22 protein-coding genes are annotated in these 24,534 nt (G+C 61.8%); 9 read left to right on the top strand and 13 right to left on the bottom strand.

The window, feature by feature from the left end:
* Window positions 1–103: 103 nt before the first annotated feature.
* Entirely contained in the window at window positions 104–925 is an 822-nt protein-coding gene (locus K1W69_RS13145) for a ferredoxin--NADP reductase (protein ID WP_220229336.1), read from the top strand.
* Between the two features lie 18 nt (window positions 926–943).
* Here K1W69_RS13145 and K1W69_RS13140 read toward each other — a convergent pair whose 3' ends face one another.
* The 5 genes from K1W69_RS13140 to K1W69_RS13120 are packed head-to-tail and all read right to left on the bottom strand — an operon-like array spanning window position 944 to window position 7,444.
* Complete coding sequence (locus tag K1W69_RS13140; RefSeq protein WP_220228788.1) at window positions 944–1,525, bottom strand: amino acid synthesis family protein; 582 nt, start codon at window positions 1,523–1,525, stop codon at window positions 944–946.
* Window positions 1,518–2,372 (bottom strand): UPF0280 family protein, encoded by an 855-nt coding sequence (locus K1W69_RS13135; RefSeq protein WP_220228787.1) that lies wholly within the window; start codon window positions 2,370–2,372, stop codon window positions 1,518–1,520. The genes K1W69_RS13140 and K1W69_RS13135 overlap by 8 nt, the downstream gene beginning before the upstream one ends.
* 1 nt (window position 2,373) lies before the next feature.
* Window positions 2,374–3,840, bottom strand: coding sequence for a 6-hydroxynicotinate reductase (locus K1W69_RS13130; RefSeq protein ID WP_220228786.1), 1,467 nt, complete (start codon window positions 3,838–3,840; stop codon window positions 2,374–2,376).
* A complete protein-coding gene (locus tag K1W69_RS13125) occupies window positions 3,837–6,584 on the bottom strand; it encodes a molybdopterin-dependent oxidoreductase (RefSeq protein ID WP_220228785.1) in 2,748 nt (915 codons plus the stop codon). Before K1W69_RS13125 ends, K1W69_RS13130 begins: the two co-directional genes overlap by 4 nt.
* Complete coding sequence (locus tag K1W69_RS13120; protein ID WP_220228784.1) at window positions 6,581–7,444, bottom strand: FAD binding domain-containing protein; 864 nt, start codon at window positions 7,442–7,444, stop codon at window positions 6,581–6,583. Before K1W69_RS13120 ends, K1W69_RS13125 begins: the two co-directional genes overlap by 4 nt.
* Before the next feature lie 127 nt (window positions 7,445–7,571).
* Between K1W69_RS13120 and K1W69_RS13115 the strand changes: the two genes are divergently transcribed.
* Window positions 7,572–8,009, top strand: a complete 438-nt coding sequence (locus K1W69_RS13115; protein WP_220228783.1) for a MarR family winged helix-turn-helix transcriptional regulator — start codon at window positions 7,572–7,574, stop codon at window positions 8,007–8,009.
* A 23-nt stretch (window positions 8,010–8,032) separates the two neighbouring features.
* Window positions 8,033–8,650 carry a bifunctional nicotinamidase/pyrazinamidase gene (pncA, locus tag K1W69_RS13110; RefSeq protein WP_220228782.1) on the top strand — a complete coding sequence of 206 codons (618 nt, stop codon included), beginning with the start codon at window positions 8,033–8,035 and terminating at the stop codon, window positions 8,648–8,650.
* Here pncA and K1W69_RS13105 read toward each other — a convergent pair.
* From K1W69_RS13105 to K1W69_RS13080, 6 genes are all read right to left on the bottom strand, one after another.
* Window positions 8,647–9,342, bottom strand: coding sequence for an ABC transporter ATP-binding protein (locus K1W69_RS13105; RefSeq protein ID WP_220228781.1), 696 nt, complete (start codon window positions 9,340–9,342; stop codon window positions 8,647–8,649). The two genes, pncA and K1W69_RS13105, sit on opposite strands and share 4 nt — an antisense overlap.
* Window positions 9,342–10,064: an ABC transporter ATP-binding protein gene (locus tag K1W69_RS13100; protein WP_220228780.1), complete on the bottom strand. Its 723-nt coding sequence runs from the start codon at window positions 10,062–10,064 to the stop codon at window positions 9,342–9,344. The genes K1W69_RS13105 and K1W69_RS13100 overlap by 1 nt, the downstream gene beginning before the upstream one ends.
* Entirely contained in the window at window positions 10,052–10,996 is a 945-nt protein-coding gene (locus K1W69_RS13095; protein ID WP_220228779.1) for a branched-chain amino acid ABC transporter permease, read from the bottom strand. The genes K1W69_RS13100 and K1W69_RS13095 overlap by 13 nt, the downstream gene beginning before the upstream one ends.
* On the bottom strand, window positions 10,993–11,919 hold the full coding sequence (locus K1W69_RS13090; protein ID WP_220228778.1) for a branched-chain amino acid ABC transporter permease: 927 nt from the start codon (window positions 11,917–11,919) through the stop codon (window positions 10,993–10,995). Before K1W69_RS13090 ends, K1W69_RS13095 begins: the two co-directional genes overlap by 4 nt.
* A gap of 66 nt (window positions 11,920–11,985) precedes the next feature.
* On the bottom strand, window positions 11,986–13,290 hold the full coding sequence (locus tag K1W69_RS13085) for an ABC transporter substrate-binding protein (RefSeq protein WP_220228777.1): 1,305 nt from the start codon (window positions 13,288–13,290) through the stop codon (window positions 11,986–11,988).
* A gap of 219 nt (window positions 13,291–13,509) precedes the next feature.
* A complete protein-coding gene (locus tag K1W69_RS13080) occupies window positions 13,510–14,946 on the bottom strand; it encodes a hypothetical protein (protein WP_220228776.1) in 1,437 nt (478 codons plus the stop codon).
* Window positions 14,947–14,984: 38 nt separating this feature from the next.
* Here K1W69_RS13080 and K1W69_RS13075 point away from each other — a divergent pair, with 38 nt between their 5' ends.
* Genes K1W69_RS13075 through K1W69_RS13065 form a run of 3 tightly spaced genes read left to right on the top strand, consistent with a single transcriptional unit; the run spans window position 14,985 to window position 19,632 of the window.
* Window positions 14,985–15,776: a copper chaperone PCu(A)C domain-containing protein gene (locus K1W69_RS13075; RefSeq protein ID WP_220228775.1), complete on the top strand. Its 792-nt coding sequence runs from the start codon at window positions 14,985–14,987 to the stop codon at window positions 15,774–15,776.
* A gap of 56 nt (window positions 15,777–15,832) precedes the next feature.
* A complete protein-coding gene (locus K1W69_RS13070) occupies window positions 15,833–17,893 on the top strand; it encodes a hydantoinase/oxoprolinase family protein (RefSeq protein ID WP_220228774.1) in 2,061 nt (686 codons plus the stop codon).
* A complete protein-coding gene (locus tag K1W69_RS13065) occupies window positions 17,890–19,632 on the top strand; it encodes a hydantoinase B/oxoprolinase family protein (protein ID WP_220228773.1) in 1,743 nt (580 codons plus the stop codon). Before K1W69_RS13070 ends, K1W69_RS13065 begins: the two co-directional genes overlap by 4 nt.
* Window positions 19,633–19,649: 17 nt before the next feature.
* Here the strand turns inward: K1W69_RS13065 and K1W69_RS13060 are convergent, their stop codons facing one another.
* A complete protein-coding gene (locus K1W69_RS13060; protein WP_220228772.1) occupies window positions 19,650–20,963 on the bottom strand; it encodes an adenylate/guanylate cyclase domain-containing protein in 1,314 nt (437 codons plus the stop codon).
* Window positions 20,964–21,012: 49 nt separating this feature from the next.
* Complete coding sequence (locus tag K1W69_RS13055) at window positions 21,013–21,576, bottom strand: LuxR C-terminal-related transcriptional regulator (RefSeq protein WP_220228771.1); 564 nt, start codon at window positions 21,574–21,576, stop codon at window positions 21,013–21,015.
* Window positions 21,577–21,727: 151 nt separating this feature from the next.
* On the opposite strand from K1W69_RS13055, the gene K1W69_RS13050 reads away from it, so the two are divergent.
* The 3 genes from K1W69_RS13050 (at window position 21,728) to K1W69_RS13040 (ending at window position 24,527) form a co-directional block, all read left to right on the top strand.
* Entirely contained in the window at window positions 21,728–22,933 is a 1,206-nt protein-coding gene (locus K1W69_RS13050) for a substrate-binding domain-containing protein (RefSeq protein ID WP_220228770.1), read from the top strand.
* Window positions 22,934–23,040: 107 nt separating this feature from the next.
* Window positions 23,041–23,808, top strand: a complete 768-nt coding sequence (locus K1W69_RS13045) for an ABC transporter ATP-binding protein (RefSeq protein WP_220228769.1) — start codon at window positions 23,041–23,043, stop codon at window positions 23,806–23,808.
* Complete coding sequence (locus K1W69_RS13040; protein ID WP_220228768.1) at window positions 23,805–24,527, top strand: ABC transporter ATP-binding protein; 723 nt, start codon at window positions 23,805–23,807, stop codon at window positions 24,525–24,527. Before K1W69_RS13045 ends, K1W69_RS13040 begins: the two co-directional genes overlap by 4 nt.
* The last annotated feature ends 7 nt before the right edge of the window (window positions 24,528–24,534 follow it).

Raw genomic sequence — 24,534 nt, 5'->3', positions numbered from 1 at the left:
CCTTGAAAAAAGGCTGCCGTTGGCTTAAATTCAAAAATTGTTTGTGTACAAACAAAACGCGTCACGGGAAAAAGCAGCAATGGAAGCACGGGTCGCAACCGATATGGATCAGCAGACGAACGGAACGCCTGGCAGCGGACAGATATTCGAACTGCCGAAAAACGTCTTTGCCGAAAAGGTGGTGGAGGTCCAGCACTATACCGACCGGCTTTTCCGTTTCAGGATCACCCGTCCGGCGAGTTTCCGCTTCCGCTCCGGCGAATTTGTGATGATTGGCCTGCCGAACAGCGACAAGCCGGTGTTCCGCGCCTATTCCATCGCCAGCCCTTCCTGGGACGAAGAGCTCGAGTTCTTTTCCATCAAGGTTCCGGATGGTCCGCTGACCGAGCATCTGCAAAAGATCCAGCCGGGCGACACAGTCCTCATGCGCAAGAAGCCGACTGGAACGCTGGTTCTCGACGCCCTTTTGCCAGGCAAGCGCCTGTTCCTGCTTTCCACCGGCACTGGCATCGCGCCTTTCGCCTCTGTCGTCCGCGATCCGGAGACCTACGAAAAGTTTGAAAAGGTCATCCTCACCCATACGTGTCGCCAGATCGCCGAACTGAAATATGGCTACGATCTGACGGATATCGCGAAAAACGACCCGCTGGTCGGCGAGGAAGCCAGTGAGAAGCTCGTCCACTTCCCGACGACCACGCAGGAAGAAAGCCCCGTCATGGGACGCATCACTACGCTGATCGAAACCGGCGCCATGGCTGCGAAACTGGGCATGGAACAACTCGATCCGGAAACCGACCGGGTGATGCTGTGCGGCTCGATGGCGATGATCCAGGATCTGAAGACGATGCTCGACGCGCGCGGCTTCGACGAGGGATCGAACAATCGCCCGTCCAGCTATGTGGTCGAGCGCGCTTTCGTCGACTGATCTGTATTCACGGCCTGATCAGCGCAGGCCGTCCTCTCCCTTGACGTCCTCTGCCGCCAGACCGCCCATCCGGTTGTGGACGCGCGGACCCTTGCTCATGGCGAGCGCGAACAGGATTTCGTCCGCCTTCGGTCCGTCCGGCACGCCAACCTCGATCCCGTCGAAATGGCTGCGCACGTATGCGGCGTTGATGTGGCCGAGGGGAATGTCGAGCCGCGTTCCGACGCCGCCCACTTTCTTGCAGGAAGGCACGATTGCCTTGGAATCGCCGAGACGTTCCCGCATGGCGTAGCCGCCCGGAACATGCCACAGCGCGCCGTGTTCGAGTTCGCCGGCTTCGCCGACGATAGCGCCCTTGCCGAAGCCGTCGATTCCATCCGGACCACCCAATGCCTCGATGAGCCTGTCGGTGAGCATGAGTCCCAGCGGCTTCAGATCATCCATGGCGCTCTGCAGTTCCTCGTGATAGCGCCCAGCGAAGGGGTTCTTCACCAGCGCCATGATTGCGCCGCGCTTGCGCGGCTTTGCGGAGACAGGCCCGCCGTCGTGAACGATCTCCTCGATGAAGATCATGGTCTTGCGGATCTTGAATTCAGGCATGGGTCATTTCCCCCTCGGTGTGAAAAAGCGCATGTGAGGCCTGCGTCATGCGCACCTGTCTGTCCAGGATCAGGATTGCGCCTCCGACAAGGCCTTCGGAAACCAGAATGTCGGCGTAGCGGAGACCGTTGTCGAGAGCTTCGATTGCTTCCGTTTCATCAAGCGGCGCGACGCCGGTGGTCACGAGTAGGTCTCCGAGATCGCTGTCGGGGGACAACGCGCAGGCCGGCTGACGTTTGATTTTTGTATTCCCCGGCAGATCGACCTGGTTCGCGATCATCGTTGCCGCGGCGTCGGCGCGCGCCGCATCGGCGGCGACTACGCTCACGCTGTCGGCGATTCCGAGCGAATGGCTACGGCCCCGCCAGCCTGACGTGGCGACGCCACGCCAGGGTTGCCGGGCGTCAACTGCGATTCCGGCGGGATGATCGTTTGCGACGACGGCGCGGATCGTCTCGCCTTTTGTCAGATGGAAGGCTGTGTCGCCGCCATTGTTGACATAGGCCTTGGAGAATTCGCCGCCATCCAGCAACGCGCCGAGAATTTCGTCAGCGACGGCGCCGGCGACCGCCGCCATTGGCGTTATGAACTCCCTGGTGAAAGGGGCGACAGCATTCTGCATTCTTGCGGCCACGGCTCCCCGGAACCGCCGATCGGCGTCAGCCTGACAGCGTAGTTCGGTCAACTCGCTCACCAGTTCGTCAAGCAAGCTTTCAAACCGCTCTGCGGCCCGCCGATAGGCGGCCTGTTGGTCTCCGCCAACGGTTTCAACAATCAGGTCGATCGGCCCGTGATGCAGGTGCATGCGCCGGCCATCGGGCAGCATCGCCGCAGACGCGCGTTGCATCTCAGCGCCTCTGTTTGCCGACAGCCCGAAAATCGTCGCCATATTCGCCGCCCTTTTCGAGCACGTCGGCAAGCGATCGCGCGGCGTCCGTGTGGCCGCCGAGGGACTGGTACTCTTCCTGTCGCATGGTGAACTCGATGGGCGCGACGAGAGCCGGCGTCGGTACATAACCGAAGGCGTTGTCGGGCGTGTCCATGACGTCGACCATGATGGTGATTCCACCGCCAGGCCAGACATAGGCGTCGGCGCCGCCGCAGGTAATGGTCGTCGCATTGTCGTGCACGGATCGTGTAAGCCGCACCGGATTGCGGGTGACGCCGGACCGTAGCGATCCGCCGGCGCCGCCCATGAAAAGAACGGTGCAGAGCGACGGCTCGCAATTCTCCTCGATAAGCTTCACGCTGGGCATCAACGCTTCGGGCAGGGGCTTGCGCTGTGGTTGGAGATCGTCATCGAGGACGTAAAATTCGTACTGCTCGCCGGTGGTGGACACCATCAGCAGGGTGAGCCCCGGCCGTGCTCCCTTCTTCGCATTCCAGGGGCCGAGGATTGTCAGCGGGTCCTCGATATTCGTGCCGCCCCAGCCGAGCCCCGGCTCGGCGACCTGGAAATAGCGACCGGGGGTCGATCGCCGACCGAGAATCTTGACGCCGGTGTCGGGCCAGCCGATGACCTTGCCCGCCTGATGCTCCGAGACGACGCCGGTAATGTGATCGTCGACAATCACTACTTCGTCGACCAGTCCTTTCCACTGCGATGCGAACATGCCGATCGTCGCCGACCCGCAGCCGACCCGCATGCGGAATTCTTCCTTGCCGTCGACAATGGGCGGCCTGCCGGCCTGGACGATGACCGTCGATCCGCCATCGATGGAAAGCTCCACGGGCAGTTTGTTGCAAAGGTCCATCATCGCCTTGCAGGTGGCGCGGCCTTCCGCCTTCGATCCGCCTGTCAGGTGGTCGACGCCGCCGAGCGACAGCATTTGCGAACCGTATTCGCTGGTGATCACCAGGCCGACGGCCTCGCCTTCGGCGCGCACGATGGCCCCTTCCGCGCCAAGATGCCGGTCGGTGTCGATTTTCACCTTGACGCCGCAGTAGGAAAAGATCGCTTCCGACACCACGGTGACGAAATCGGCGCCGTCCACGGCGCGGCTGACGATAAACGGGGCCGGTTTGTAGTCGGGATAGGTGGTGCCGGCGCCGACGGCGGTGACAGCCACTTCCTCGTCGTTGAACAGGGTTCCGTCCCACTCCGATTTGAGGAACGGCTTGATCGGGCCTCCCTCGGCGATTCGCTTGTCGAGGATCGTCAACGGATCGCAGCGCACGATCCGGCCGTTTTCGTTGGCGTAGCGGTCGCAGGCGCCGGTGCGCCCCTCGGCGATGTAGCACATGACGGGGCAGGCGTCGCAGCGGATCTTTTCAGGACGTGTCTTGTCCTGGGCGAGATTGGCGGGAGCGCTCATGATGTGGTCTCTTTGGCGCGGATGGCCGCCAGAACACGGTGGGGCAGCGCGGGAAGCCGCGTCAGCCGCGCGCCGCAGGCATGCCGGATTGCGTTCAGTATGGCTGGCGCCGTCGGTATCAGCGCGTGTTCTCCGAGTCCCTTGGCGCCGGACGGTCCTTCCGGATCGGGCTTTTCGATGAAGATCGTCTCGATGTCCGGTATGTCGCCGATGGTGGGGATGAGATAATCGTGCAGATTGGCTGTGCGGCCCGGCAGATATTCTTCCATCAGGGCCATACCGAGTCCCTGCGCTATGCCGCCCTCTATCTGGCCTTCGGCAAGCATCGGATTGATGACGCGGCCGAGATCGTGCGCCGCGACAACGCGACGGACATAGACGCGGCCGAGCGCGGTGTCGACGTCCACAACCGCCATCTGGGCGCCATAGCCGTAAACGGCGTAGGGGATTCCCTGTCCGTTTTCGTCGAGGCCAACCGTCGGCGGATCGTAGGTCTCCTCGGCTGAAAGGCAGTAGCCCAACTCGTTCGGCTCCATATCGGAAACCGCGATCAGCGTCGTCTCGTCATCGACGACGCGAATAACGCCGGAACCGGGATCGATCTCGATCCTGGCGTCGGCGGCCCGGTTGCTGAAGCGCAGGATCTGTTCGCGCAGCGCCGCGCCCGCCTTTTCAGCCGCCTTGCCGGTGACATAGGTCTGGCGCGAGGCGGACGTCTTTCCGCAGTCAGGCGTCAGCGCCGTGTCGGGGCCGACAAGTTCGAACCGGTCGATCGGAACGCCGAGCGCATCGGCGCAGATCTGGGTGATCACCGTATTGGAGCCCTGACCGATGTCGGTCGCGCCCTGATGCAGTTTCAGCCGCCCCTCGGACGTGACCCCCAGACGCACCGTCGAAGGATTCGAAAGCCCGGTATTGCCGCAGCCGTACCAGCAGGAGGCGACGCCGACGCCCCGCTTCATCGTCTCAGATGCAGCGTTGGAGCTTTCGCATTCCTCCAGCGCCTGTTTCCAGTGCGGGACAAGCGCATCGAGGCATTCGGCAATGCCGGCGCCGTTCATCTCCTGTCCGCATACAGAATGGTCGCCATCCCGCAGCGCGTTGAGCCGACGCAATTCCAGCCGATCAAAACCGCCGGCCTCGGCGATGTCTTCATAGAGCAGTTCCTGGATAAGGGCGGCCTGCGGCACGCCAAAACCGCGGAACGCGCCGCTCACCGGTCCGTGTGTGTGAACCGCCCGCGCCACGGCGTGGTAGTTCGGCGTTCGATACGGGCCGGTGGCGTGCACCGGAACGCGCACCGCCACGGTCGGGCCCCAGCTCGAATAGGCGCCGGTGTTGAAATCACCGTCGAAACGCATGGCCTGGATTCGGCCTTCGGCGTCTGCGCCGATCGTCGCCGCCATGATCGATGGATGGCGTTTCGTCGTCGAAGCCATGGATTCCTGCCGCGTAAAGACCATGCGGCACGGACGACCTGTTTTAAGGGTCACCAACCCGATCAGCGGTTGCAGCGATACGTCGAGCTTCGAGCCGAATCCGCCTCCCGCCGCGGCTGGAATGATGCGCAGCGCGCCGTTGGGCAGACCCAGGACGCGGGAGGTGTCCTGAAGATCCATATGCGGCGCCTGGGTGCAGGCGCGGATCGTCAGCACGTTGCCGTCCATCCAGGCCGATCCCGCCTCAGGTTCGATATAGGCGTGTTCGACATAGCCGGTCGAAAATTCTGCGCGGGCCGTATAGGCGGCGCCAGCCATAGCGGCGTCTGCATCGCCGGTCACGACCTTTCCGGCAATCAGGATGTTGCCCTCGCGATCAGCATGAATTCTCGCAGCCGCTGCATCGCGCGCTTCCGCCGGTTCCATCAACGGTGTTTGCGCATCCCATTCGACAGGGAAGTCCGACAGATCGAGATCACGAATGATTTCGGGATCTCCGGCCACGATTGCCACGGCCTCGCCGGCAAATCGCGCGCAACTTTCGGCAAGCGCAGGCTGGTCGGCGAAGGCCGGGATCACGCTGTAACTGTTTTCACCGGGTATGTCGCTGGCGGTGAACACCGCCTCGACGCCGTCTTTCCTGGCTATCCACGCCTCGATGTCGCCGAAGCGGAAATGCGCATGATTGTGCGGCGAGCGGATCGCGCGCACCAGAAGACCGCCTGCGGGCCAGTCATCCGCGCCGTACCTCTCTGTCCCTGCGACCTTGTCGTGGCCGTCGAGCCGTTCGATTCGTGATCCGATGGCGGCTCCGGCGGAAGGCGCCGGCGCTCTTTCTTTTAGCGCGTGGGCGCCGCAAACCGCCTCGACGATCTTGCTGTATCCGGTGCAGCGGCACAACACGCCGCCCAGCGCATCCTCCACCTCTTTCCGGTCAGGCTTGGGGTGGTCTTCGAGGAGCGCGGTCGCAGCTATCAGCATGCCCGGCGTGCAGATGCCGCACTGGGCCGCGCCGTGGCGCAGGAAGGATTCCTGCAGGGCCGACAGGGTTTCGGTCTGCAGCCCCTCGATAGTCCGCACCGATTTGCCGGTCATCTGCGCGACAGGCGTCAGACAGGAACAGACCGGTTCGCCATCCACGAGCACCGTGCAGGCGCCGCAGTCGCCGGCGTCGCAACCGCTCTTCGTGCCGGGCAGGCTCAGTTCTTCGCGCAGAACATCGCTCAGGCGCGTTGCCGGCGACGAACTCAGGGAACGGCCTTCGCCGTTTACCGTCAGCCTGATTTGCGCATGGTGGATGTTCATGCGGCGATCTCCGCTCCCGGCGTGGCGATCGCTACGATTGCCCGTCGCACCAGTTCGGCCGCCGAATGGCTGCGATAGGCGGCGTCGGCTCGAACATCGTCGATCGGCGAAAGGGATTCGGCGACCAGCTCATCGGTTGCGAGCGACGCCAGAGCCGCATTGGCCGGCTGTCCTTTCAGTCGTGTTTCCAGCGTATCGAGACGCCGCGCCACAGGGCTGCACGCGCCGACGGCGATCGCCGCGTCAGAAACCACGCCGGCTTCGATGACCAGCCGCGCAGCGACCATGGCGATCGAAATCACCAGATATTTGCGAGCGCCGAGCTTGAGGAAGGTCGAGACGCCACAGGCTGCTGTCTTCGGGATCACGATGGCGCTGACAATTTCGTCCGGGCGGAGCGCAGTTTGTCGCGGACCTTCGATGAATTCGGCGAGCGGCAGGGTCCGAACGCCCGCGATGGATGCGATCTCCACCGAGGCGTCGAGGCCGAGAAGGCACGGCGCGCCGTCGGCCGCCGGTGAGGCGTTGCAAAGGTTTCCGGCAACCGTCGCCGCGTTCTGGATCTGGACGGAACCCACTTCCCGGGCGGCCAGTTTTAGCGCATCGAATGCGGGCGGCAGGGGATGACGGATTATATCTGTCCAGGTCGTGGCGGCGCCGATCCGCCAGGCGTTCGGCTGTTCCACAATGCCGCGAAGTTCATTGACGCCGGTAAGATCGAGCACGGGACCTGAGAGGCTGGAATTTGGCGTCGCCGCAAGAAGATCTGTGCATCCGGCCGCAATTGTTCGGGACTGGCCGACACGGGATGCAAGCCAGGAAAGGGCGTCTTCGGTCTTGTCCGGCCGGTAGTAGTCCAAAGCCTTTTTCTCCGATCGGCTGCGACAAAATTCATTAGTATACAAATAGATTTTGCGCCCACAGCCTTATGGTGTCAATATGGAATGGGAAACGTCTTATTACACGCAACAGTCGGATCGGGGCGCGATGGGCGAGACACGACAAAACGCCGTTTGGCAGGATTACGTCCTGGATGAACAGGTTGGATTCATCATGCGCAGGGCAAGCCAGCGCCACCTCGGCATTTTCGCCTCACGCATTCCGGAGCTGACGCCGACGCAATTCGCCGCGCTCGCCAAGCTGTGCGAACTGGGCGCCGCCTCGCAAAACGAGCTCGGTCGCCGAACAGCCATGGATGCGGCCACGATAAAGGGCGTGATCGATCGGCTGCGCCGGCGCGGACTTGTCACCACGGTCAAAGACGCCAACGATCAGCGGCGGCTATTCGTGAAGGCGACCGCGGAGGGCGAGGAACTGTACGCCAGTTGCGTGGAGCCGGCCCGTATGATTTCGGACGAAACGTTGGCGCCGCTCAGCGAAAAGGAGCGGTTGATGTTTCTCCAGCTTCTGTCAAAACTGCAGTGACACGCAAGGGAGCTGTGACCCGCATGATAGACGACACATCCGCACTGTTGATCATTGACGTCCAGAAGGACTTCTGTCCCGGCGGCGCTTTGGCGGTCGAGGAAGGACACGCGGTCGCTGCGGTGATTAACGGCATACAGGACCGATTTCCGCTTCGCGTGCTGACGCAGGACTGGCACCCGGCCGACCATATGTCCTTTGCCGACAATCAGGGCGTCGAACCGTTCAGTGTGACCGAGGTTCATTATGGCGATCAGGTGATGTGGCCGCGCCACTGTGTCCAGGGCAGCGAAGGCGCCGCGTTCCACGAGGATCTCGACACCGACAGGGCCGATCTGGTCATTCGGAAGGGCATGAGGCCCGAAATAGACAGCTATTCCGCCTTTTTCGAAAACGACCGCACGACGCGGACGGGCCTGAGCGGCTACCTGAAGGACAGGGCCGTCGAGACGGTCTACGTCACGGGGCTAGCAACCGATTTTTGCGTCTACTATTCGGCGATCGACGCAATCAAGGAAGGCTTCTCGGTCGTCCTGGTCACGGACGCCTGCCGTCATATCGATCTGGACGGCTCGCTGGCGGCTGCGATGGCGGACATGAAGGAAAAGGGCGTCAAATTCGTCACGAGCGACGAACTCTAGACACCCACGTAACGCGTCAGCAGCGTATGGTCGTCGGCGAGGACCTTCGCGTCCACGGTATCCTGGATGCGGCCATTCTCGATGAAGACGACCCGGTCGGCGATCTCGATCACCGCGTCCACGCGCTGCTCGACAAGCACGATCGCCACGCCGTCCTTCTTCTTCTGCACGACCACATTGCGGATCAGTTCGATCATGGAAGGCTGCAGGCCTTCGGTGGGTTCGTCTAGCAGCAGCACCTTCGGTTCGAGGCAGAGCGCTCGGGCGGTCGCCAGCATCTGCTGTTCGCCGCCCGAAAGCGTTTCGGCCCTTTGCGCAAGCCGCTCGCGCAGGCGGGGAAACAGCTCCAGCACCGCTTCCCGAGTCTGTTTTGAGGAGCCGCGCGTCAGCAGTCCAATCTCGATATTTTCGGCGACCGTGAGTTCGGAAAACAGCCGTCGTCCCTGTGGAATATAGCCGATCCCGCGCTTCGGGACCTCGTGGGCGGGCAACCGGCTAATGTCCTCGCCGTCGAGCACGACGGAGCCTTCGGAAAGCGGCAGCAGACCCATGATCGCCTGCATGGTCGTCGTCTTGCCTGCGCCATTGCGGCCAAGCAGACACACGATCTCGCCGGCTTCAGCGTGAAAGGACACGTCGCGCAGGATCCGGGCGGCTCCGTAGCCGGCGTTGACGCCTTTGAGTTCCAGCATCAGTCCGTCCCCAGATAGGCCGCCTGAACGGCCTTGTTCCGCCGGATCTCTTCAGGCTCACCTTCCGCAAGCACTTCGCCGAAGTTCAGCACCGTGATGGCGTCGGCGATTTCCATCACCACGTCCATGTTGTGCTCGATCAGCAGGATTGTCGCCTCCGCGTTGAGTTCACGCACCAGCGCATTGAACTGACGGATCTCGCTGTCGGCGAGGCCCTGCGTCGGTTCGTCGAGGATCAGCAGTTTCGGATGCTGGGCGATGCCCATGGCGATTTCGAGAAGCCGCTGGTGTCCGTAACTCAAATCCTCGGCCGGCTGGTCGGTGCGTTCCGTCAGGCCGACGCGTTCGAGCGCGCTCGCCACTTCCCGATCGACGCTCGCCCGGTCGCCGCCGATATGGCGGCGGGCGGCAAGGGCGACGTTCTCGTAGAGGCTGAGGCGCGCGAAGACCGAAGTGATCTGGAACGTATAGGCCATGCCGAGCGCGATCCGCCGGTGCGCCGGAAGATTGCTGATGTCCCGGTCCATGAAGCGCACGCTGCCTGACGATGCGGCGATGCGCCCGCACAGCAGTCCGACGAAGGTGGATTTGCCGGCGCCGTTCGGTCCGATCAGCGCCCGGATCTGCCCCTCCGGCAATTCGAAATCCACGTTTTCCACGGCGCGGATACCGCCGAACGATCGCGACAGGCCTTTTGTCGAAAGCAGGTTTACGGAAGCCATGGCAGGAGCCTCCGTTTCACTTCGCCTGCGAGACCCTGCGGCGCGAACAAGGTCAACAGCACGAGCACCACGCCGGCGACCACCATATAGGCGCTGGTCAAACCGCTCGAGAAGTCGATCAGGTAGAACATGAAAAGCGTGCCGATGAATGGTCCGATAACGGTGCCGGCGCCGCCGAGAAGCACCCAAAGCAGCGGCAGAATCGAATATTGCACGGTGGCGAAGGTCGCGCCGACATAGCCGAAGAGCAGACCGTAGACGGCGCCGGCCGTGCCCGAAAGGGTTCCGGAAATGACGACGGCGATCAGTTTGTGCCGAAAGACGTCGTAACCCAGCATGCGCGCCCGCTCCTCGTTTTCGCGGATCGCGACGAGCACTCGGCCGAAGGACGAATGGACGAGCCGGAGCGTCAGGAGCAGGCAGACGGCCAGCACCAGGAAGGCGGCGAAATAGCGCACGGTCGGATCGGTAAGATCGAGACCGGCGATCGTCCTGAATTCCGGCTGGATGACGAAACCCTCGTCGCCGCGCGTGTAGGTCCCGAAATAGAGGATCGCCAGGTAGCCGGCCTGCGCCAGCATCAGCGTGACGATCATGAAGGCGACGCCGGTCGTCCTCAGCGCCACCGCGCCGACCACCGCCGACAGTACGAAGGCGGATAGGATGCCGACGGCGATAGCGGCAAGGGCCGATACGCCCAGATGCTGCATGGCGAGCCCCATGCCGTACATGCCGGCCGAAAAGAACAGCGCGTGGCCCAGGCTCAGAAGACCGACATAGCCGAACAGCACATTGTAGCCCATGGCGAAGACGGCGAGCACCATGATCCGCGACAGGTTGCCGTGATGGAAGGGCGAGATGACAAACTGGGCGATCACCAGCAACGCCAGCAGGCCCAGATGCAGGGCGAGCGATTTCGTCTCGGGCCTCATGCCGCGCGCTTGCCGAACAGGCCCTGCGGGCGGAATATCAGGATGAAGGCGACAAGCAGCGTCGACAGGATCTTGGCCAGCGTCGGCGAGAAGAACATCGAGATAACGCCGTCGCTCATGCCGATCAGCACGGCTGCGACCACCGTTCCGGACAGCGATCCAAGGCCGCCGATGATGACGACGATGAACGAAAGAAGCAGCGGGTCGCCGCCCATCAGATAGTGCGCCTGCTGGATTGGCACGATCAGCACTGCGCCGAGGGCGGCCAACCCGGCGCCGAAACCGAAAACGGACACATAGACGCGTTCGACATTGATGCCGAAGGCCTGCGCCATCTGCCGATCGAGCTGGGTGGCGCGCATATAAAGTCCGAGTTTGGTTCTGGACATCAGCGCCCATACGGCGAGAAGGATGGCGATCGCGGCGGCGATGACGAACAGCTTGTATGATGTGGTGCCGAGCCCCCAGGGCCAGATGATTTCAAAGCCGTTCTCGCCGAACTCGAACCAAGGCAGCGCCAGCCGCTGGTTGAAGGGCGGCTGCACCGGGCGGGCCTCCGGTCCGAAGGTCATCAATGTGACCTGCTGGATGATGTAGAGCAGGCCGATCGTGGCGACGATGGTGCGTTCCGGATCATATTCGACCCGTTTCAGCACGATCATGTCGGCGGCGGAAGCGATCAGGCCGACGAGTATCGGCGCAAGAACGAGGGCGAGCACGAAGCCGATCGCCGGATGGCCGACCGCCCAGGAGGCGACCCACCAGGCAAACACGGCGCCGAGCATGAAGAACTCGCCGTGGGCGACATTGACCACCCGCATGACGCCGAACACGATGCTGAGGCCGACGGCGGTCAGCGCCAGAACGGCGGCCATGACGGCGCCTTCCAGACTGGCGAGAAGGAGATAGGGCCCGAAATCCATATAGTGTCTGTTGAATATGCGGTTATGAAAAGGCCCGGACAGCGATAGCAGTCCGGGCCGTCATGATCAGAATGGCTGCTTCGTGTAGTCGACCTCGTCCGGATAGTATCCGGCCTCGATCGGTGTCGTGTGAACGACGTTCAGCTTCTTGTCCTTGACCTGCGAGATATACTGGTGACCGAAGGCCTGGTGTGTCTTGCCGTTGAACTCCTTCGTTCCCTGCGGGTGGTCGTCGGACGCCGGCATGTCGGTCATGGCTTCCACGGCCTCAATCAGGGCCGGGCGATCGTCCGGTCCCTTGTAGTCGCAGGATTCCATGCCCTTCTTGATGACGTTGAGGGTTTCCCAGCAGCCGAACATGTGGGCGTAGGTGGAGATGTCGCTCGAATCGGTGACCGACGAGCCCTGATCGTTGACGCCGACGGCCTCGCGGTAGTTCTTGTCGAAGGACGTCTGGTCAGCCTGGGCGTAGCGCGGATTGCCTTCCCAGAAATAGGTGCCTTCCAGGAACTCCAGGCCGGGGCTGTTGATGTCGACGGCTTCCAGGCTGTCGATGAAGCCAAATATTTCCGGTTTGTTGGAGCCGAAGAATTCGCCCATTTCCTTGACGAAGGTCAGAACCGCCGGTCCCACCATGACGTGGTAGATGACTTCCGTTTCGCGCGGGATCTTCGGGAAGTACTTCGTGAAGGACGTCTCGGTTGGCGGAATTGCGATCATCTCGATGACCTCGCCGCCCTGTTCCTTGATGGCGGCGGAGAAATAGTCGCGATGGTCGTGACCGAAGGCGAAGTCCGGGAAGATCATCGTGACCTTCTTGCCGAGATTGTCGGCAACGAACGGCGCCATGGCGATCACCTGGCTCCTGACATCGGTGATGCCGGGCTGCAGCGTGTAACGGTTGAGCATGCCGCTGGCCACGTGGTGGCCTTCCGAAACCACGAAATAGGGCAGCTTCAGTTCACCCGCCGTCGGCGCCGAGCCGATGACGACGTGGCTAAACAGCGTGCCGAAGGCGACATCGCAATTCGACTGCTTGGCGAATTTTTCCAGCACTTCGGCGCCGCGTTTCGGGTCGGTGCCGTCATCCTCGATCACGAGTTCGACCGGGCGTCCATTGATGCCGCCCATGTCGTTGATGCGGGCGACAGCGGCGTCTGATGTGCGTTCGTACCACCGGCCATAGGCTGCGCCGATGCCGGTCTTGTGACATTGAAAGCCGATCTTGATCGGTTCGGAGCTTTGGGCCTGGGCGTAACGCATCAGACCCGGCATGGCGCTGGCGCCCGCAAGAGCGCCGGCGCCGACGGCCATTTTCTGCAGCACGCCGCGGCGTGTATCGAGTATAGGCTTTATCAGTTTTTTTGCCATTTCGGTTCCCCTTCTGATTTGCCAGCCCGTCGCCTTGGCTGTGAAGTGAGTTTGTATGCGTACAAACAATTTGTCCAGAGGATTCTGGCGCATCCGCTGAACGGCGAGCATCTGCCCGTCCGGTCGGGATTCATGCAAACCCGCCCGCCGGACTCCTGCAATCGGATTTTAAAGCAAGTTTGGCCCTCAGGGAAATCAGGACTTCCTGTTCAGAAATCCCTACGCGCCCCTTGGCGATGCGAGCAGCCAGAGGCCGAAAGTCGTGTAGGCGATCATGAACAGCGCCGAGGGAATCTGGCTGAGCATTGCCTTGCGGTGATCCTTGTAAAGGTCGAGCGCGACGGCGTGCGATACGTAGATCGCCAGAATATGGCCGATCACGACGGCGCTCGCCTGCGTCACCCAGATCGTATGCACGCTCGAGAGCGTGTTGAAAAAGCCGGTGGTCACGTAGAATGTTCCGAGACCCAGATAGTCGGATCCGTCGGCGAAAGGGTCCGTTGCGGCCGCCAACGCATATTGTCCGTTGACGAGAAAGGACGTCAGGTAGTGGGCTATGTGGTAACCGAGTGTGATCGGCAGAACCGCGAGCGCAAAGCGCGAAAAGGCGAGCGGAAACGGGATCGTCGAGCGCGCCAGTTTTTCGCCGATGGCGATCACGACCGCGAACAGCGCCGGAACGAGAATCATGGAAGCGGCGAGCCCGGCGATATTGGCGCCGATAACCGCCGAACGGCCGGGAAATTCCAGCGGATTGATTCCCAGCTTCGCCAGCCACCAGAAGGTTTCGTTGAGACCGTCGAAGCTGCCGACGGCGAGAATGAGAAGCGCGAAGATGCCGGTGGTTACGCCCGGATTGCGATCCGTGACGATCTGCCAGCCCGGAAGGCCGAGTTGCAGGCGCCCCTCCTTCGCCCGGACTGCTGACAGCATGGCGAAGGAACGCAAAAGCACGGTGAAGCATTCGCCCCGCGCAAGCCAGGTTCCGGTTCCGAAAAGCACCATGCCGACAAGCGTGTAGAGCGAATAGGCGCCGACGGCGAAGGCAAGACGCGCCGGATCGTCCGGAGCGATATCGGCCAGCATGAATGCGGAGAACAGGAAAAATCCGAATATGGCCGGCCATTTACCCACCGGCTCCGGCAGGCGCAGAAATCCATGCTCTCCCGCGACGAGATGTCCGAGGCCGGCCCACGGATTGATGAAACGCCACAGATCGCCGAACAAACCCTGCAGGGTAAGAAACACCATCCACCACAACGTCCAGACAGCCAGCACGAGCGCGTTGGAAAAGGGATCGCGCGGTCCTGTCAAGCCAATGAAGATCAGGAGGACGAGAACCAGAAAACCGAGAAGGCTCGTCACGGTCGCAAGCCGGCCGCTTCGCGGTGTGTTGATGCCGGTGTTTAGAAAACTCCTCCGGATCGCGTCGGCCGGCAGGAAGGCAAGCACGACCACAGTCAACGCCACGGCCGCCACCCCTGACATCATGTAGATCTGCGTGGGAAGCAGAAGTACGAAAGCCTGCTCGGATGTATGAGCAAGGGCCTCATGGCTCCCCGCGAGGATAAATGCAATCAGTGAACTGACGTGCGCGCCAATCCTCTGGCCGCTGTGACATTTGGCGAACTTGTCGCCCGGAAACGATTTATGCATAGTCCGCATCTGGCAACGCATGAAGGTGGGCTGGTTTTTTGAAACGTGTTCTCGCAATTGTCGTCATTGTGCTTCTTGCAGGCGGGCTCTGGTGGGGCTGGTCGTCCTGGAACAGGGCGGGCCAGGTTCTGGTTTCGGGCGCCAAAGCCTCCCTCGTCGAAGGCGAAACTGACACGGTTCACATCTATCTGACAATCGAAAACAAGGGCAAGCCGGACAGGATCCTGTCCGCGTCGTCTTCGGATGCAGAGGAGGTCGTGCTCTACAATCCCGAATCCGAAGCCGGCATTCCGTTACCGTCAGAGGGGACGGCCTCCTTTGCCGCCGATGGAGCGCATGTCGTATTGAAGGGCGTGCAAGGCGACCTCTCCGATGGTCGACTGTTTCCGGTCGAAGTGGATTTCGAACGGGCGGGACCGGTTACGACGAAGGCGCGGCTTGGCGGAACGCCATCGGCTGGCGAGGCCGACCACGTCGGTCTTTTTGGCGTAGGCGATATCTGCCGTGTTGGCGAAGGCGAACCGGCGCCGAAGGTCTCGCTCGACGTCACGCATCTCGACGACGGCAAGGGCTGGAGAATCGATCTTGTTTCGGACGAATTCCGTTTCGACAAGAGTCTCGTCGACGGGCCGCATGTGCCGGGAACCGGTCATGCGCATCTCTATGTCGGCGGCCTCAAGATAAAGCGGCTCTACGAGCCCTCCGCCACGATCGGCGAACTGCCTCCCGGCGAACATACAGTCCGCGTGACGCTGAACACCAACGATCACAGGGCTTATGTTGTCGACGACAAGCCAGTGACTGCGGAGGCGGTCATCCGGGTGGATTGACAATCCCGTCGAATTAAATTCATTTGTATACCAATGAATTTTCAGGAACGGTGATCATGCGCGAGCAAGCTTCTGGACGCATTGTCGGTGTCGACGTGGGCGGGACATTCACCGACCTCGTGCTGCTCGATACGAAGTCGGGCGCCGTGCGGTTGGCGAAGGTGCCGAGCACGATCGACAATCAGGCCTATGGCGTGCTTGCCGCGTTGAAGGAAGCGGAAGTCGATCTGAAAGACGTGGATCTCATCATCCATGGCACGACGACCACCACCAACGCCGTTCTGGAGCGCAAGCTCTCGAAAACCGGGATGATCACGACAAAAGGGTTCCGCGACGTCCTGGAACTCGGCCGCCGCACCCGTCCCCAGGCCTATGGGATGAAGGGCGCATTCGAGCCGATTATCCCACGCAATCTCAGGCTGGAGGCGCCCGAGCGCATGGACTCCTCCGGTAAGGTGCTGACGCCGCTCGACGAGGACGCCGTACGCGCGGCCGCCCGACGTCTTCTCGACGCCGGGTGTGAATCGCTCGTCATTCACTTCCTGCACGCCTACGCCAATCCTGAACATGAACTGCGCGCCGCGGAAATTGTCCGCGAAATCTGGCCGAACGATTACATCACGACCGGCCATTCGCTGCTGTCGGAAAGCCGTGAGTTCGAGCGGGGAGTAACGGCAGCGGTCAACGCTTCGGTGCAGCCGCTTCTCGAGCGCTACATCCACCGCCTCGTCGACGAGTTGAAGACGCAGGGTTACGCTGGCGAACTGCTGGTTATGAACGGCAATGGCGGCATGGTCTCATCCGGCCTGGTTGCGAACGAGGCCGCCAAGACCGTTATGTCCGGTCCTGCCTCCGGCGTAATGGCCGCCGCCTTTACCGGCAAGGGCGCGGGGCTCCGCAATCTGATCAGCTACGACATGGGCGGCACCTCCACGGACGTCGCACTCATCCGGGACGCCCAACCATCGGTCTCAAGCGAAATCGAGATTGAATACGCCATGCCCATTCATGTGCCGATGGTGGATGTGCGCACAGTCGGCGCCGGCGGCGGTTCGATCGCCCGCGTCAATTCGGCCGGTCTGCTGGAGGTCGGGCCGGAGAGCGCCGGCGCCATGCCCGGACCCATCTGCTACGGCCGCGGCGGCGCCCGGCCGACCATTTCCGACGCCAACCTGTTGCTCGGACGTCTCGACCCGTCGAAGCTGAAATCGGTTGAAGGCGGCGTGTCGATCGAAACGATCGGGGACATCTTCCAGAAAGAACTCGGCGATCCGCTGGACCTCGATGCGATCGACGCCGCCGCGGCGGTCATCCGCATCGCCAATACGCGCATGGCAGGCGCAATCCGCATGGTGTCGGTTTCGCTTGGCATGGATCCGCGCGACTTTACATTGTTCGCCTTCGGCGGGGCCGGGCCACTGCATGCGGCCGCTCTTGCCCGCGAACTCGCAATTCCCCGCGTGCTCGTGCCGAGCCGACCCGGAATCACCAATGCGCTCGGTTGTCTTGTCGCCGATCTTCGCCATGATTTCACCAACACGATCAACCAGCCACTCGATCGCGTCGATGTCGACGTCTTGCATGCGATCATCGCTGGCCATATCGCAGAGGGAGAGGCCATGGTCGCAAAACAGAATGTCGACATTGGCTCGATCCGTCGCCTCTACAGCGTCGATATGCAATTCGCCGGCCAGAGCCACCTGATCCGCGTTGATATCGACACGCCGAAACCGGACCGCAAGATGCTGCGCCAATTGTTCGAGGAGGCCTATTACAGGCGCTTCCGCGTAGAGCTCAGCCAGATCAGGGCCAATCTGGTCAACGTCAACACATCCATTATCGGCGCGCGCGGGGCTGTCGATCTTTCGCGACTGATCGAGCCGGCCGGACGCAAGGCAAACCTGGAAGAAGCCAGGATGGCGACCCGACCCGTCCGGTTCGACGAAGGATTCCACGACACGCCGGTTTATTGGCGCGACCACCTTCCGGCCGGGTTCAGTCTTGAAGGCCCGGCTATCATCCAGCAGATGGACACGACCGTGCTTATCGAACCAGGCGACCGGGCGGACGGCGATCCGGTCGGCAACATCATCGTTACGGTGAGGCAGGTGCAATGACTCTCGATCCAATCACCCTCGGCGTCATCCAGGCAGGCCTCCAGCAGGTCTGCGACGAAATGGATCTGAGCTTCTCGCGCGCGGCTTTTTCACCGGTCATCGCCGAGGCCAATGACCGGTCCGACGGCATCTACTCGGCTAAGGACGGTTCGCTGATTGCTCAGGGCATCGGCGGGCTGCCGGTCTTTGTCGGCGCAATGCAATACTCCACCCGGACGCTGATCGAGATGATAAGTGAGGGCCGCGCGCTGCCGCCCGAACCCGAAGACATCTATATCGTCAACGATCCTTACCTCGGCGGCACCCACCTGATGGATGTTCGGTTCGCCAAGCCCTATTACCGGGACGGTGAAATCTTTTGCTGGCTTTCCAATACCGGCCACTGGCCGGATACGGGCGGTTCGGTGCCGGGTGGTTTTTCGGCGTCCGCGACTGCGGTCGAGCAGGAGGGTTTGCGCCTGCCGCCGGTCAAGCTCTTCAAGCAGGGCCGCATGGATCAGGAAATCTACGCGATCATCTGTTCCAATATTCGCGTGGCCGATCAGCGCATCGGCGACGTCAAGGCGCAGGCCGCGGCTCTCGCCAAGGGCGCAGAACGTCTGGATGCATTGCTCGACCGTTACGGCGACGACACGGTGCGTGAAGCAATCGGCGAACTGCGTCGTCGCGCCAATACGCAGATGCGAGCATGTATCGCGATGATTCCCGACGGCGTCTATGAATCGACCGCCTGGGTCGACAGCGACGGCGTGGTGGATGAGCCGCTCGCCATCAATCTCGCCATTACCAAGAGTGGCGACGAACTCGATTTTGATTTTTCGAAATCCAGTCCGCCTTGCATGGGGCCGATGAATTCTGTGCTCGCGACGACGCTGAGTTCCGTCTACCTGGCGATGCGCCACATCTTCCCGGAAGTGCCGATTAGCGCCGGCGCCTTCGAGCCGCTTAAGGTCCGTCGGCCGGAAGGCACCTTCCTCGACGCGCATTATCCGCGGCCGGTTTCAGGCTGTGCGGCGGAAGTCTCGCAGCGCATCGCGGAGGCCGTATTCGCCGCGCTCGTTTCGGCCCTTCCCGATCGGGTCACCGCAGCGCCGGCCGGAACCAGCGGCAATTTCGCGCTCGGCGGTCACGATCCGGAGCGCGGTCGCGATTTCGTCATGTACCAGCTTTCAGGCGGCGGCTATGGCGGAAACGCCGACCATGACGGCCTTGCCAATGGCTGCTCGACCATCGGGATTTCCAAGGCGCCGCCTGTCGAGATCATGGAGCAGGCCTTCCCGGTTCTCTATCACCGCTATGCGCTGCGTGAAGGTTCGGGCGGAGCCGGAAAGCACCGCGGCGGATTCGGTCTCGAGTACGAGCTGGAATTGAGGCGTGGCGACGCTCGCGCAAGTTTCGTCATGGATCATGGCCGCTACGGTCCGCAAGGCGCGCTTGGCGGCGCCGACGGCGCCCGCAACGAGGTCACGGTCTGGCAGAGCGGCCGCGCCCACACGCCGCCGCATCTGTCCAAGGAGCAGGACATCGCCATGGTGGCGGGCGACCACGTGCTGGTGCGCACGCCCGGCGGCGGCGGTTACGGCGATCCGTTCAAGCGCGAACCGGAAGCCGTGCTGAAGGACGTTCTCCTGGAACGCTATACGCGCGATCAGGCCCGTGACCTCTTCGGTGTGGTGATCTCCGGAGACCCTGGCGAAATCGATGCGGCCGAAACTGCGCGCTTGCGGCATGTCCGGTAGTGCGTATTCCGGCTCCATCACGGGGCGCGTGGCGTCGTGTACGGATTATTCGAGCCATATATTTCGATCTGTTCGTGCCTGCCGCGCAGGAATGTCGTATCGATGGCTTTCCAGAAAGCGAGATCGACGCCAGCCTGATCCAGAAGCTGCTTCGAGGCAAGAATCGGCCAGCCCGTTTCTTTGGTGAGCTCCTCCAGCCGCGCCGCAACATTCACCGTATCGCCGAGCACCGTGTATTCGAGCCGTGTCTCGTCCCCAATCGCGCCGAGAAACACTTCGCCGCGATGGAGGCCGACGCCGATCCTGACAGCCGGATCGCCTGACCGTTCCCTGCTCCACTCGTCCATCTCCTTGAGAAGAAGACCGGCGCAATGCACCGCCGCCGCCGCGTCGCGGTCGGAAGGGTCGCGAATACCGAAGACAACGAGTACGGCGTCGCCGATGAACTTGTCGATGACGCCGCCGCAACTGACGACGGCAGTGGAGACCCGGCGCCTGAATTCGGTCAGGAAAGCGCCGATCTCTTCCGGCGTCATCGTTTCCGAAAGCGGGGTGAAACCGCGTATGTCAGTGAAGAGGATAGCAACGTCCTGGCGCTTGCCGCGCCGCAGGGCGTCGAGGCCGGTTTCCGCCAGCCTGTCGGCGACTTCGCTTGGAAGATAGCGCGTCAGATTGGCGCCGCGCCACGTCTCGGTGATGGCGCGCGCCATCAGGGCGCGCGACCGTATGCCGGCGATCACCAGAACCACGCCCGCAAGGCATACCATCGCCAGCCGCATGGCGTTGGGCGGCAGCGCAAGGAAGAGGTTGGCCGATTCCGGGGGCGGTCCCGCGAGCTCGTAGTCCCAGACATCGACAAATGCGATGAGTACGAAGCCTGCGACAAGCAGCGCCATGAGATAGGCCTGAAGCGCGGGATTGAATCGAAGGGCGCCAAAGGAAATCGCAACCGGCACCAGCCACATGGAGGGAATGAGCAGCATGTAATTGGCCGGCAGAGCGGTGTTGATCAGGCCGAGCCAGACGCTGGCGACGATGAAGACGCCGTCTCCGGTGGCCGCGGCCCAGGCCATCCAGGGCCGGTAATGTCCGAATCTGACAATGACAACGGAAGCAAGGCCCAGCAGGAAATAGCCGAGCATGGTGGCCGCAGCCGTGAAGAGTTGTCGTTCGAGCACCGTTTCATCGCGCGGCGCGACTGTCATGACAGCGAACACGAAGACAACCCCGAGGGCCAGCGACACCACCATGCGCACGATGCCGACCGTGTGTTCAGCCTGCTTCTCGGCTTCCGCCATCAGGGCGTCGAGCTGGACAACGCGTTTGGTCATTGTTTGCCCTTGCAAATATTGACCGCCAGATCTCCGGGGTTTGCGGTATTCAAGCCCCCGGCATGCCCCCGACATGCGACAGCAATTCGGCGACGTTGCTTACATCGAACTTCTTTAAAAGTCTTGCCCGGTAGGCCTCGACCGTCCGCGGCGAAATCTCGAGAATGCGCGCGATATTCTTGCTGGTCCGGCCTTCGCCCAGATGCATGACGATCTGCCTTTCGCGCATGGTCATCTTGATGACGGGTCGTTCATGCGACAGGTCGGCCATACTCCATACGGCGTGGGCCAGCGGCTCGTTTCGCGTCAGCGAATTGCCGCGCACGCGGCACCAGAACAGCGTTCCGTCGCGGCGCGCCATGATTCGCTCGTCACTGTAGCGGCCTGTATCGCGCAGGGGCTGGACGCCGACATTGCCGATCTTCACGAATTCATCGAGCGATGGGTAGAGAATGGCGAACGACCGGTCGCGCAACTCGTCGCCCTCGTAGCCGAACATGTGCGCAAAAGCCTTGTTGTAGTAGCGAATGACGCGGTGTCGGGTCATGACAATTCCGACCGGCGCTTCCTCGAAGGCCGTGCTCAGCATCTCGTAATCAAGGGCGTCTGTCATCTCCATAGCGTATTTCTACCATCTTGCCCCGATGGCTCCAAGCGCGGGATAATATGGCATTGACGGCCGGGAGGAGACCTCAATTTAATCTTTCCGGTCAACGCGTTATCCGGAATGCCCCTGCCGTTTGCAGGCGGAGTTGGAGGAGAAAATGAAGAAACTGATATCGACACTCGCCATGGCGTCCGCCATGGCCGTGGCAGGTCTTTCCGTGCATGCCCAGGAAGATCCGGTCAAGATCGCTCTTGTGCATGGTCTTTCGGGCTCGACCTTCGAGGCCTTTTCGAAGCAGGCCCAGACCGGCTTCAAGATGGGGCTGGAATATGCGACCGACGGCACGATGAAAATCAAGGGTCACGACATCGAGATCATCGAGAAGGACACCCAGTTCAAGCCTGACGTCGCGCGCGCCGTGCTGGCCGAAGCCTATGGCGACGACGATGTGCTGATCGCCGTTGGAGGCACGTCTTCGGGCGTGACCAAGGGGATGCTGCCGATCGCCGAGGAATACGAGCGTATTCTGATCGTAGAACCCGCCGTCGCCGACTCGCTGACAGGACCCGATTCCAATCGCTACGTCTTCAAGACGTCCCGCAACTCGTCGATGGACATGCAGGCCCAGGCGCTTGCCCTGAAGCCTGACGAAAATCTGTATGTGGCCACGCTCGCCGAGGACTACGCCTTCGGCAAGGACGGCGTCGCCGCGTTCAAGAAAGCGCTGGAAGGCTCGGGCGCCACGGTCGTTGCCGAGGAATACGTGCCGCTGAAGACCACCGATTTCACGGCTGCGGCGGAACGCATGTTCAACGCGCTGAAGGACAAGGAAGGCCGCAAGGTCATCCTGATCTACGTTGCCGGCGGCGGAGACCCGATGGGCAAGATCAAGGCCATGGAGCCGGAGCGTTACGGCATCGAGATCTCGACCGGCGGACACATTCTGCCTGTGCTGCCGACCTACAAGCGCGTGCCCGGCATGGAAGGCGCTGTCTACTACTATTATGAAAGCCCGGACAATCCGATCAACGACTGGCTGGTCGAAGAACATGAGAAGCGCTTCGGTTCGCCTCCGGACTTCTTCACGGCCGGCGGCATGGCTGCGGCTCTGGCGGTCGCCAAGGCGCTTGAAAGCACCGACGACTGGTCGACCGAGAACCTGATCGCCGCCATGGAAGGCATGAAGTGGGACACGCCGAAAGGTGAAATGATGTTCCGTCCCGAGGACCATCAGGCCCTGCAGTCCATGTACCACTTCAAGATCAAGGTTGACGACGACGTCGAATGGGCCATTCCCGAGCTTGTGCGCGAAATCAAGCCCGAGGAAATGGACATCCCGATCGGACGCAACAACCAGGAATAAACGTCTCGCGCCTCTCCCGTCGTTGCGGCTTTGGCCGCGCGACGGGTCTTTTTTCGAGGCCGTGGACTGTTGTCGAATAATCCTGCAGACAAAGAGAAATCGATCCTATGTCGTCCGCATCACTGCGTACCGACAAGCTGACCCGGCAATTCGGCGGCCATACCGCCGTCAACGCTGTCAGCGCGTCCTTCCACCCTGGCGAACTGACGGTGATCGTCGGCCCTAACGGGGCTGGAAAGACGACCTACTTCAACCTGATCTCCGGGCAGCTCTGGCCGAGTTCGGGCCATATCTTCAAGGGCGAAACCGAGATCACGGGCTTCAGCCCGTCCTCCCGTGCGAAAGCCGGCGTCGGTCGCGCGTTCCAGCTCACCAATCTGTTTCCGCAGCTCTCCGTGCTCGAAAACGTCCGTCTGGCCGTCCAGGCCCAGCACGGTCTCGGACATGTCATCTTTCGCACGGCGCGCTCATTTAAAAAATTGCGGGACGAAGCCCACGCCTATCTCGAGGCGACCCGGCTCGATCGCGTGGCGCATCTGCCGGTCACAGCGCTGCCGCATGGCGATCAGCGCAAGCTTGAGATTGCGCTTCTCCTGGCGCTGAAACCCGACGTCTTCATGTTCGACGAACCGACGGCGGGCATGTCGGTGGACGAGGCGCCGGTCATCCTCGAACTGATCGAGGAGATCAAGAAGGATGCGTCGAAGACCGTTCTTCTGGTGGAGCACAAGATGGACGTGGTGCGCTCGCTCGCCGACCGCATCATCGTGCTGCACAATGGCGAACTTGTCGCCGACGGTCTTCCAGACGAAGTGATCGCGCTGCCGATTGTGCGCGAAATCTATCTCGGCATTCCGGCGGAGGACGCGGCATGAGCGCGCCGATCCTCAAGCTGGACGACGTCTATACCGACATCGCGCAATATCATGTGCTCCATGGCGTCTCGATGGACGTTCCCGAAGGCGGCGTCCATGTGCTGCTCGGTCGCAACGGCGCCGGCAAGACGACGACGCTGCGCACGATCATGGGCCTTTGGCAGGCCCGCCAGGGCGCCATCACCTTTCGCGGCAAAACAATCGCCGGCTTGCATACGTCGGATATCGCCCGTCACGGCATTGCCTATGTTCCGGAAAACATGGGTATCTTCGGTGGTCTCACCGTCGAGGAAAACATGCGTCTCGCCTCGACAGACGGCCAGTTCGATCCGGACCGGCTGAAATGGATATATATGCTGTTTCCGGCGCTGGAGACCTTCTGGACCAAATCGGCGTGGTCGCTCTCGGGCGGTCAGAAGCAGATGCTGGCGATTGCGCGGGCCATCATCGAGAAGCGCGACCTGATCCTGATCGACGAGCCGACAAAGGGTCTGGCGCCGGCCATCATCCACAACATGATATCGGCTTTCCGCGAAGTCGCACAGGAAACGACCATCTTGCTGGTCGAGCAGAATTTTCTTTTCGCCAAATCGCTGGGTCAGACGGTCGCCGTCATCGATGACGGCCATATCGTCCACACCGGTTCGATGGCGGCGCTGGTCGAGGATCAGGAGCTGCAGACGCGTCTGCTGAGCCTGTCGCTCGATTCGCATCAGTAGGAGGCGG

Source organism: Flavimaribacter sediminis (genome assembly GCF_019492055.1).
Classification (GTDB): domain Bacteria; phylum Pseudomonadota; class Alphaproteobacteria; order Rhizobiales; family Rhizobiaceae; genus Flavimaribacter; species Flavimaribacter sediminis.
This window is presented reverse-complemented; position numbering and strand designations above follow the sequence as displayed.

What these genes read in the sequence shown, in the direction of transcription:
- K1W69_RS13145 (WP_220229336.1), top strand. Translation starts at nt 104, where the DNA reads ATGGATCAGCAGACGAACGGAACGCCTGGCAGCGGACAGATATTCGAA.
- K1W69_RS13140 (WP_220228788.1), bottom strand. Translation starts at nt 1,525, where the DNA reads ATGCCTGAATTCAAGATCCGCAAGACCATGATCTTCATCGAGGAGATC.
- K1W69_RS13135 (WP_220228787.1), bottom strand. Translation starts at nt 2,372, where the DNA reads ATGCAACGCGCGTCTGCGGCGATGCTGCCCGATGGCCGGCGCATGCAC.
- K1W69_RS13130 (WP_220228786.1), bottom strand. Translation starts at nt 3,840, where the DNA reads ATGAGCGCTCCCGCCAATCTCGCCCAGGACAAGACACGTCCTGAAAAG.
- K1W69_RS13125 (WP_220228785.1), bottom strand. Translation starts at nt 6,584, where the DNA reads ATGAACATCCACCATGCGCAAATCAGGCTGACGGTAAACGGCGAAGGC.
- K1W69_RS13115 (WP_220228783.1), top strand. Translation starts at nt 7,572, where the DNA reads ATGGGCGAGACACGACAAAACGCCGTTTGGCAGGATTACGTCCTGGAT.
- pncA (WP_220228782.1), top strand. Translation starts at nt 8,033, where the DNA reads ATGATAGACGACACATCCGCACTGTTGATCATTGACGTCCAGAAGGAC.
- K1W69_RS13105 (WP_220228781.1), bottom strand. Translation starts at nt 9,342, where the DNA reads ATGCTGGAACTCAAAGGCGTCAACGCCGGCTACGGAGCCGCCCGGATC.
- K1W69_RS13100 (WP_220228780.1), bottom strand. Translation starts at nt 10,064, where the DNA reads ATGGCTTCCGTAAACCTGCTTTCGACAAAAGGCCTGTCGCGATCGTTC.
- K1W69_RS13095 (WP_220228779.1), bottom strand. Translation starts at nt 10,996, where the DNA reads ATGAGGCCCGAGACGAAATCGCTCGCCCTGCATCTGGGCCTGCTGGCG.
- K1W69_RS13090 (WP_220228778.1), bottom strand. Translation starts at nt 11,919, where the DNA reads ATGGATTTCGGGCCCTATCTCCTTCTCGCCAGTCTGGAAGGCGCCGTC.
- K1W69_RS13085 (WP_220228777.1), bottom strand. Translation starts at nt 13,290, where the DNA reads ATGGCAAAAAAACTGATAAAGCCTATACTCGATACACGCCGCGGCGTG.
- K1W69_RS13080 (WP_220228776.1), bottom strand. Translation starts at nt 14,946, where the DNA reads ATGCATAAATCGTTTCCGGGCGACAAGTTCGCCAAATGTCACAGCGGC.
- K1W69_RS13070 (WP_220228774.1), top strand. Translation starts at nt 15,833, where the DNA reads ATGCGCGAGCAAGCTTCTGGACGCATTGTCGGTGTCGACGTGGGCGGG.
- K1W69_RS13065 (WP_220228773.1), top strand. Translation starts at nt 17,890, where the DNA reads ATGACTCTCGATCCAATCACCCTCGGCGTCATCCAGGCAGGCCTCCAG.
- K1W69_RS13060 (WP_220228772.1), bottom strand. Translation starts at nt 20,963, where the DNA reads ATGACCAAACGCGTTGTCCAGCTCGACGCCCTGATGGCGGAAGCCGAG.
- K1W69_RS13055 (WP_220228771.1), bottom strand. Translation starts at nt 21,576, where the DNA reads ATGACAGACGCCCTTGATTACGAGATGCTGAGCACGGCCTTCGAGGAA.
- K1W69_RS13050 (WP_220228770.1), top strand. Translation starts at nt 21,728, where the DNA reads ATGAAGAAACTGATATCGACACTCGCCATGGCGTCCGCCATGGCCGTG.
- K1W69_RS13045 (WP_220228769.1), top strand. Translation starts at nt 23,041, where the DNA reads ATGTCGTCCGCATCACTGCGTACCGACAAGCTGACCCGGCAATTCGGC.
- K1W69_RS13040 (WP_220228768.1), top strand. Translation starts at nt 23,805, where the DNA reads ATGAGCGCGCCGATCCTCAAGCTGGACGACGTCTATACCGACATCGCG.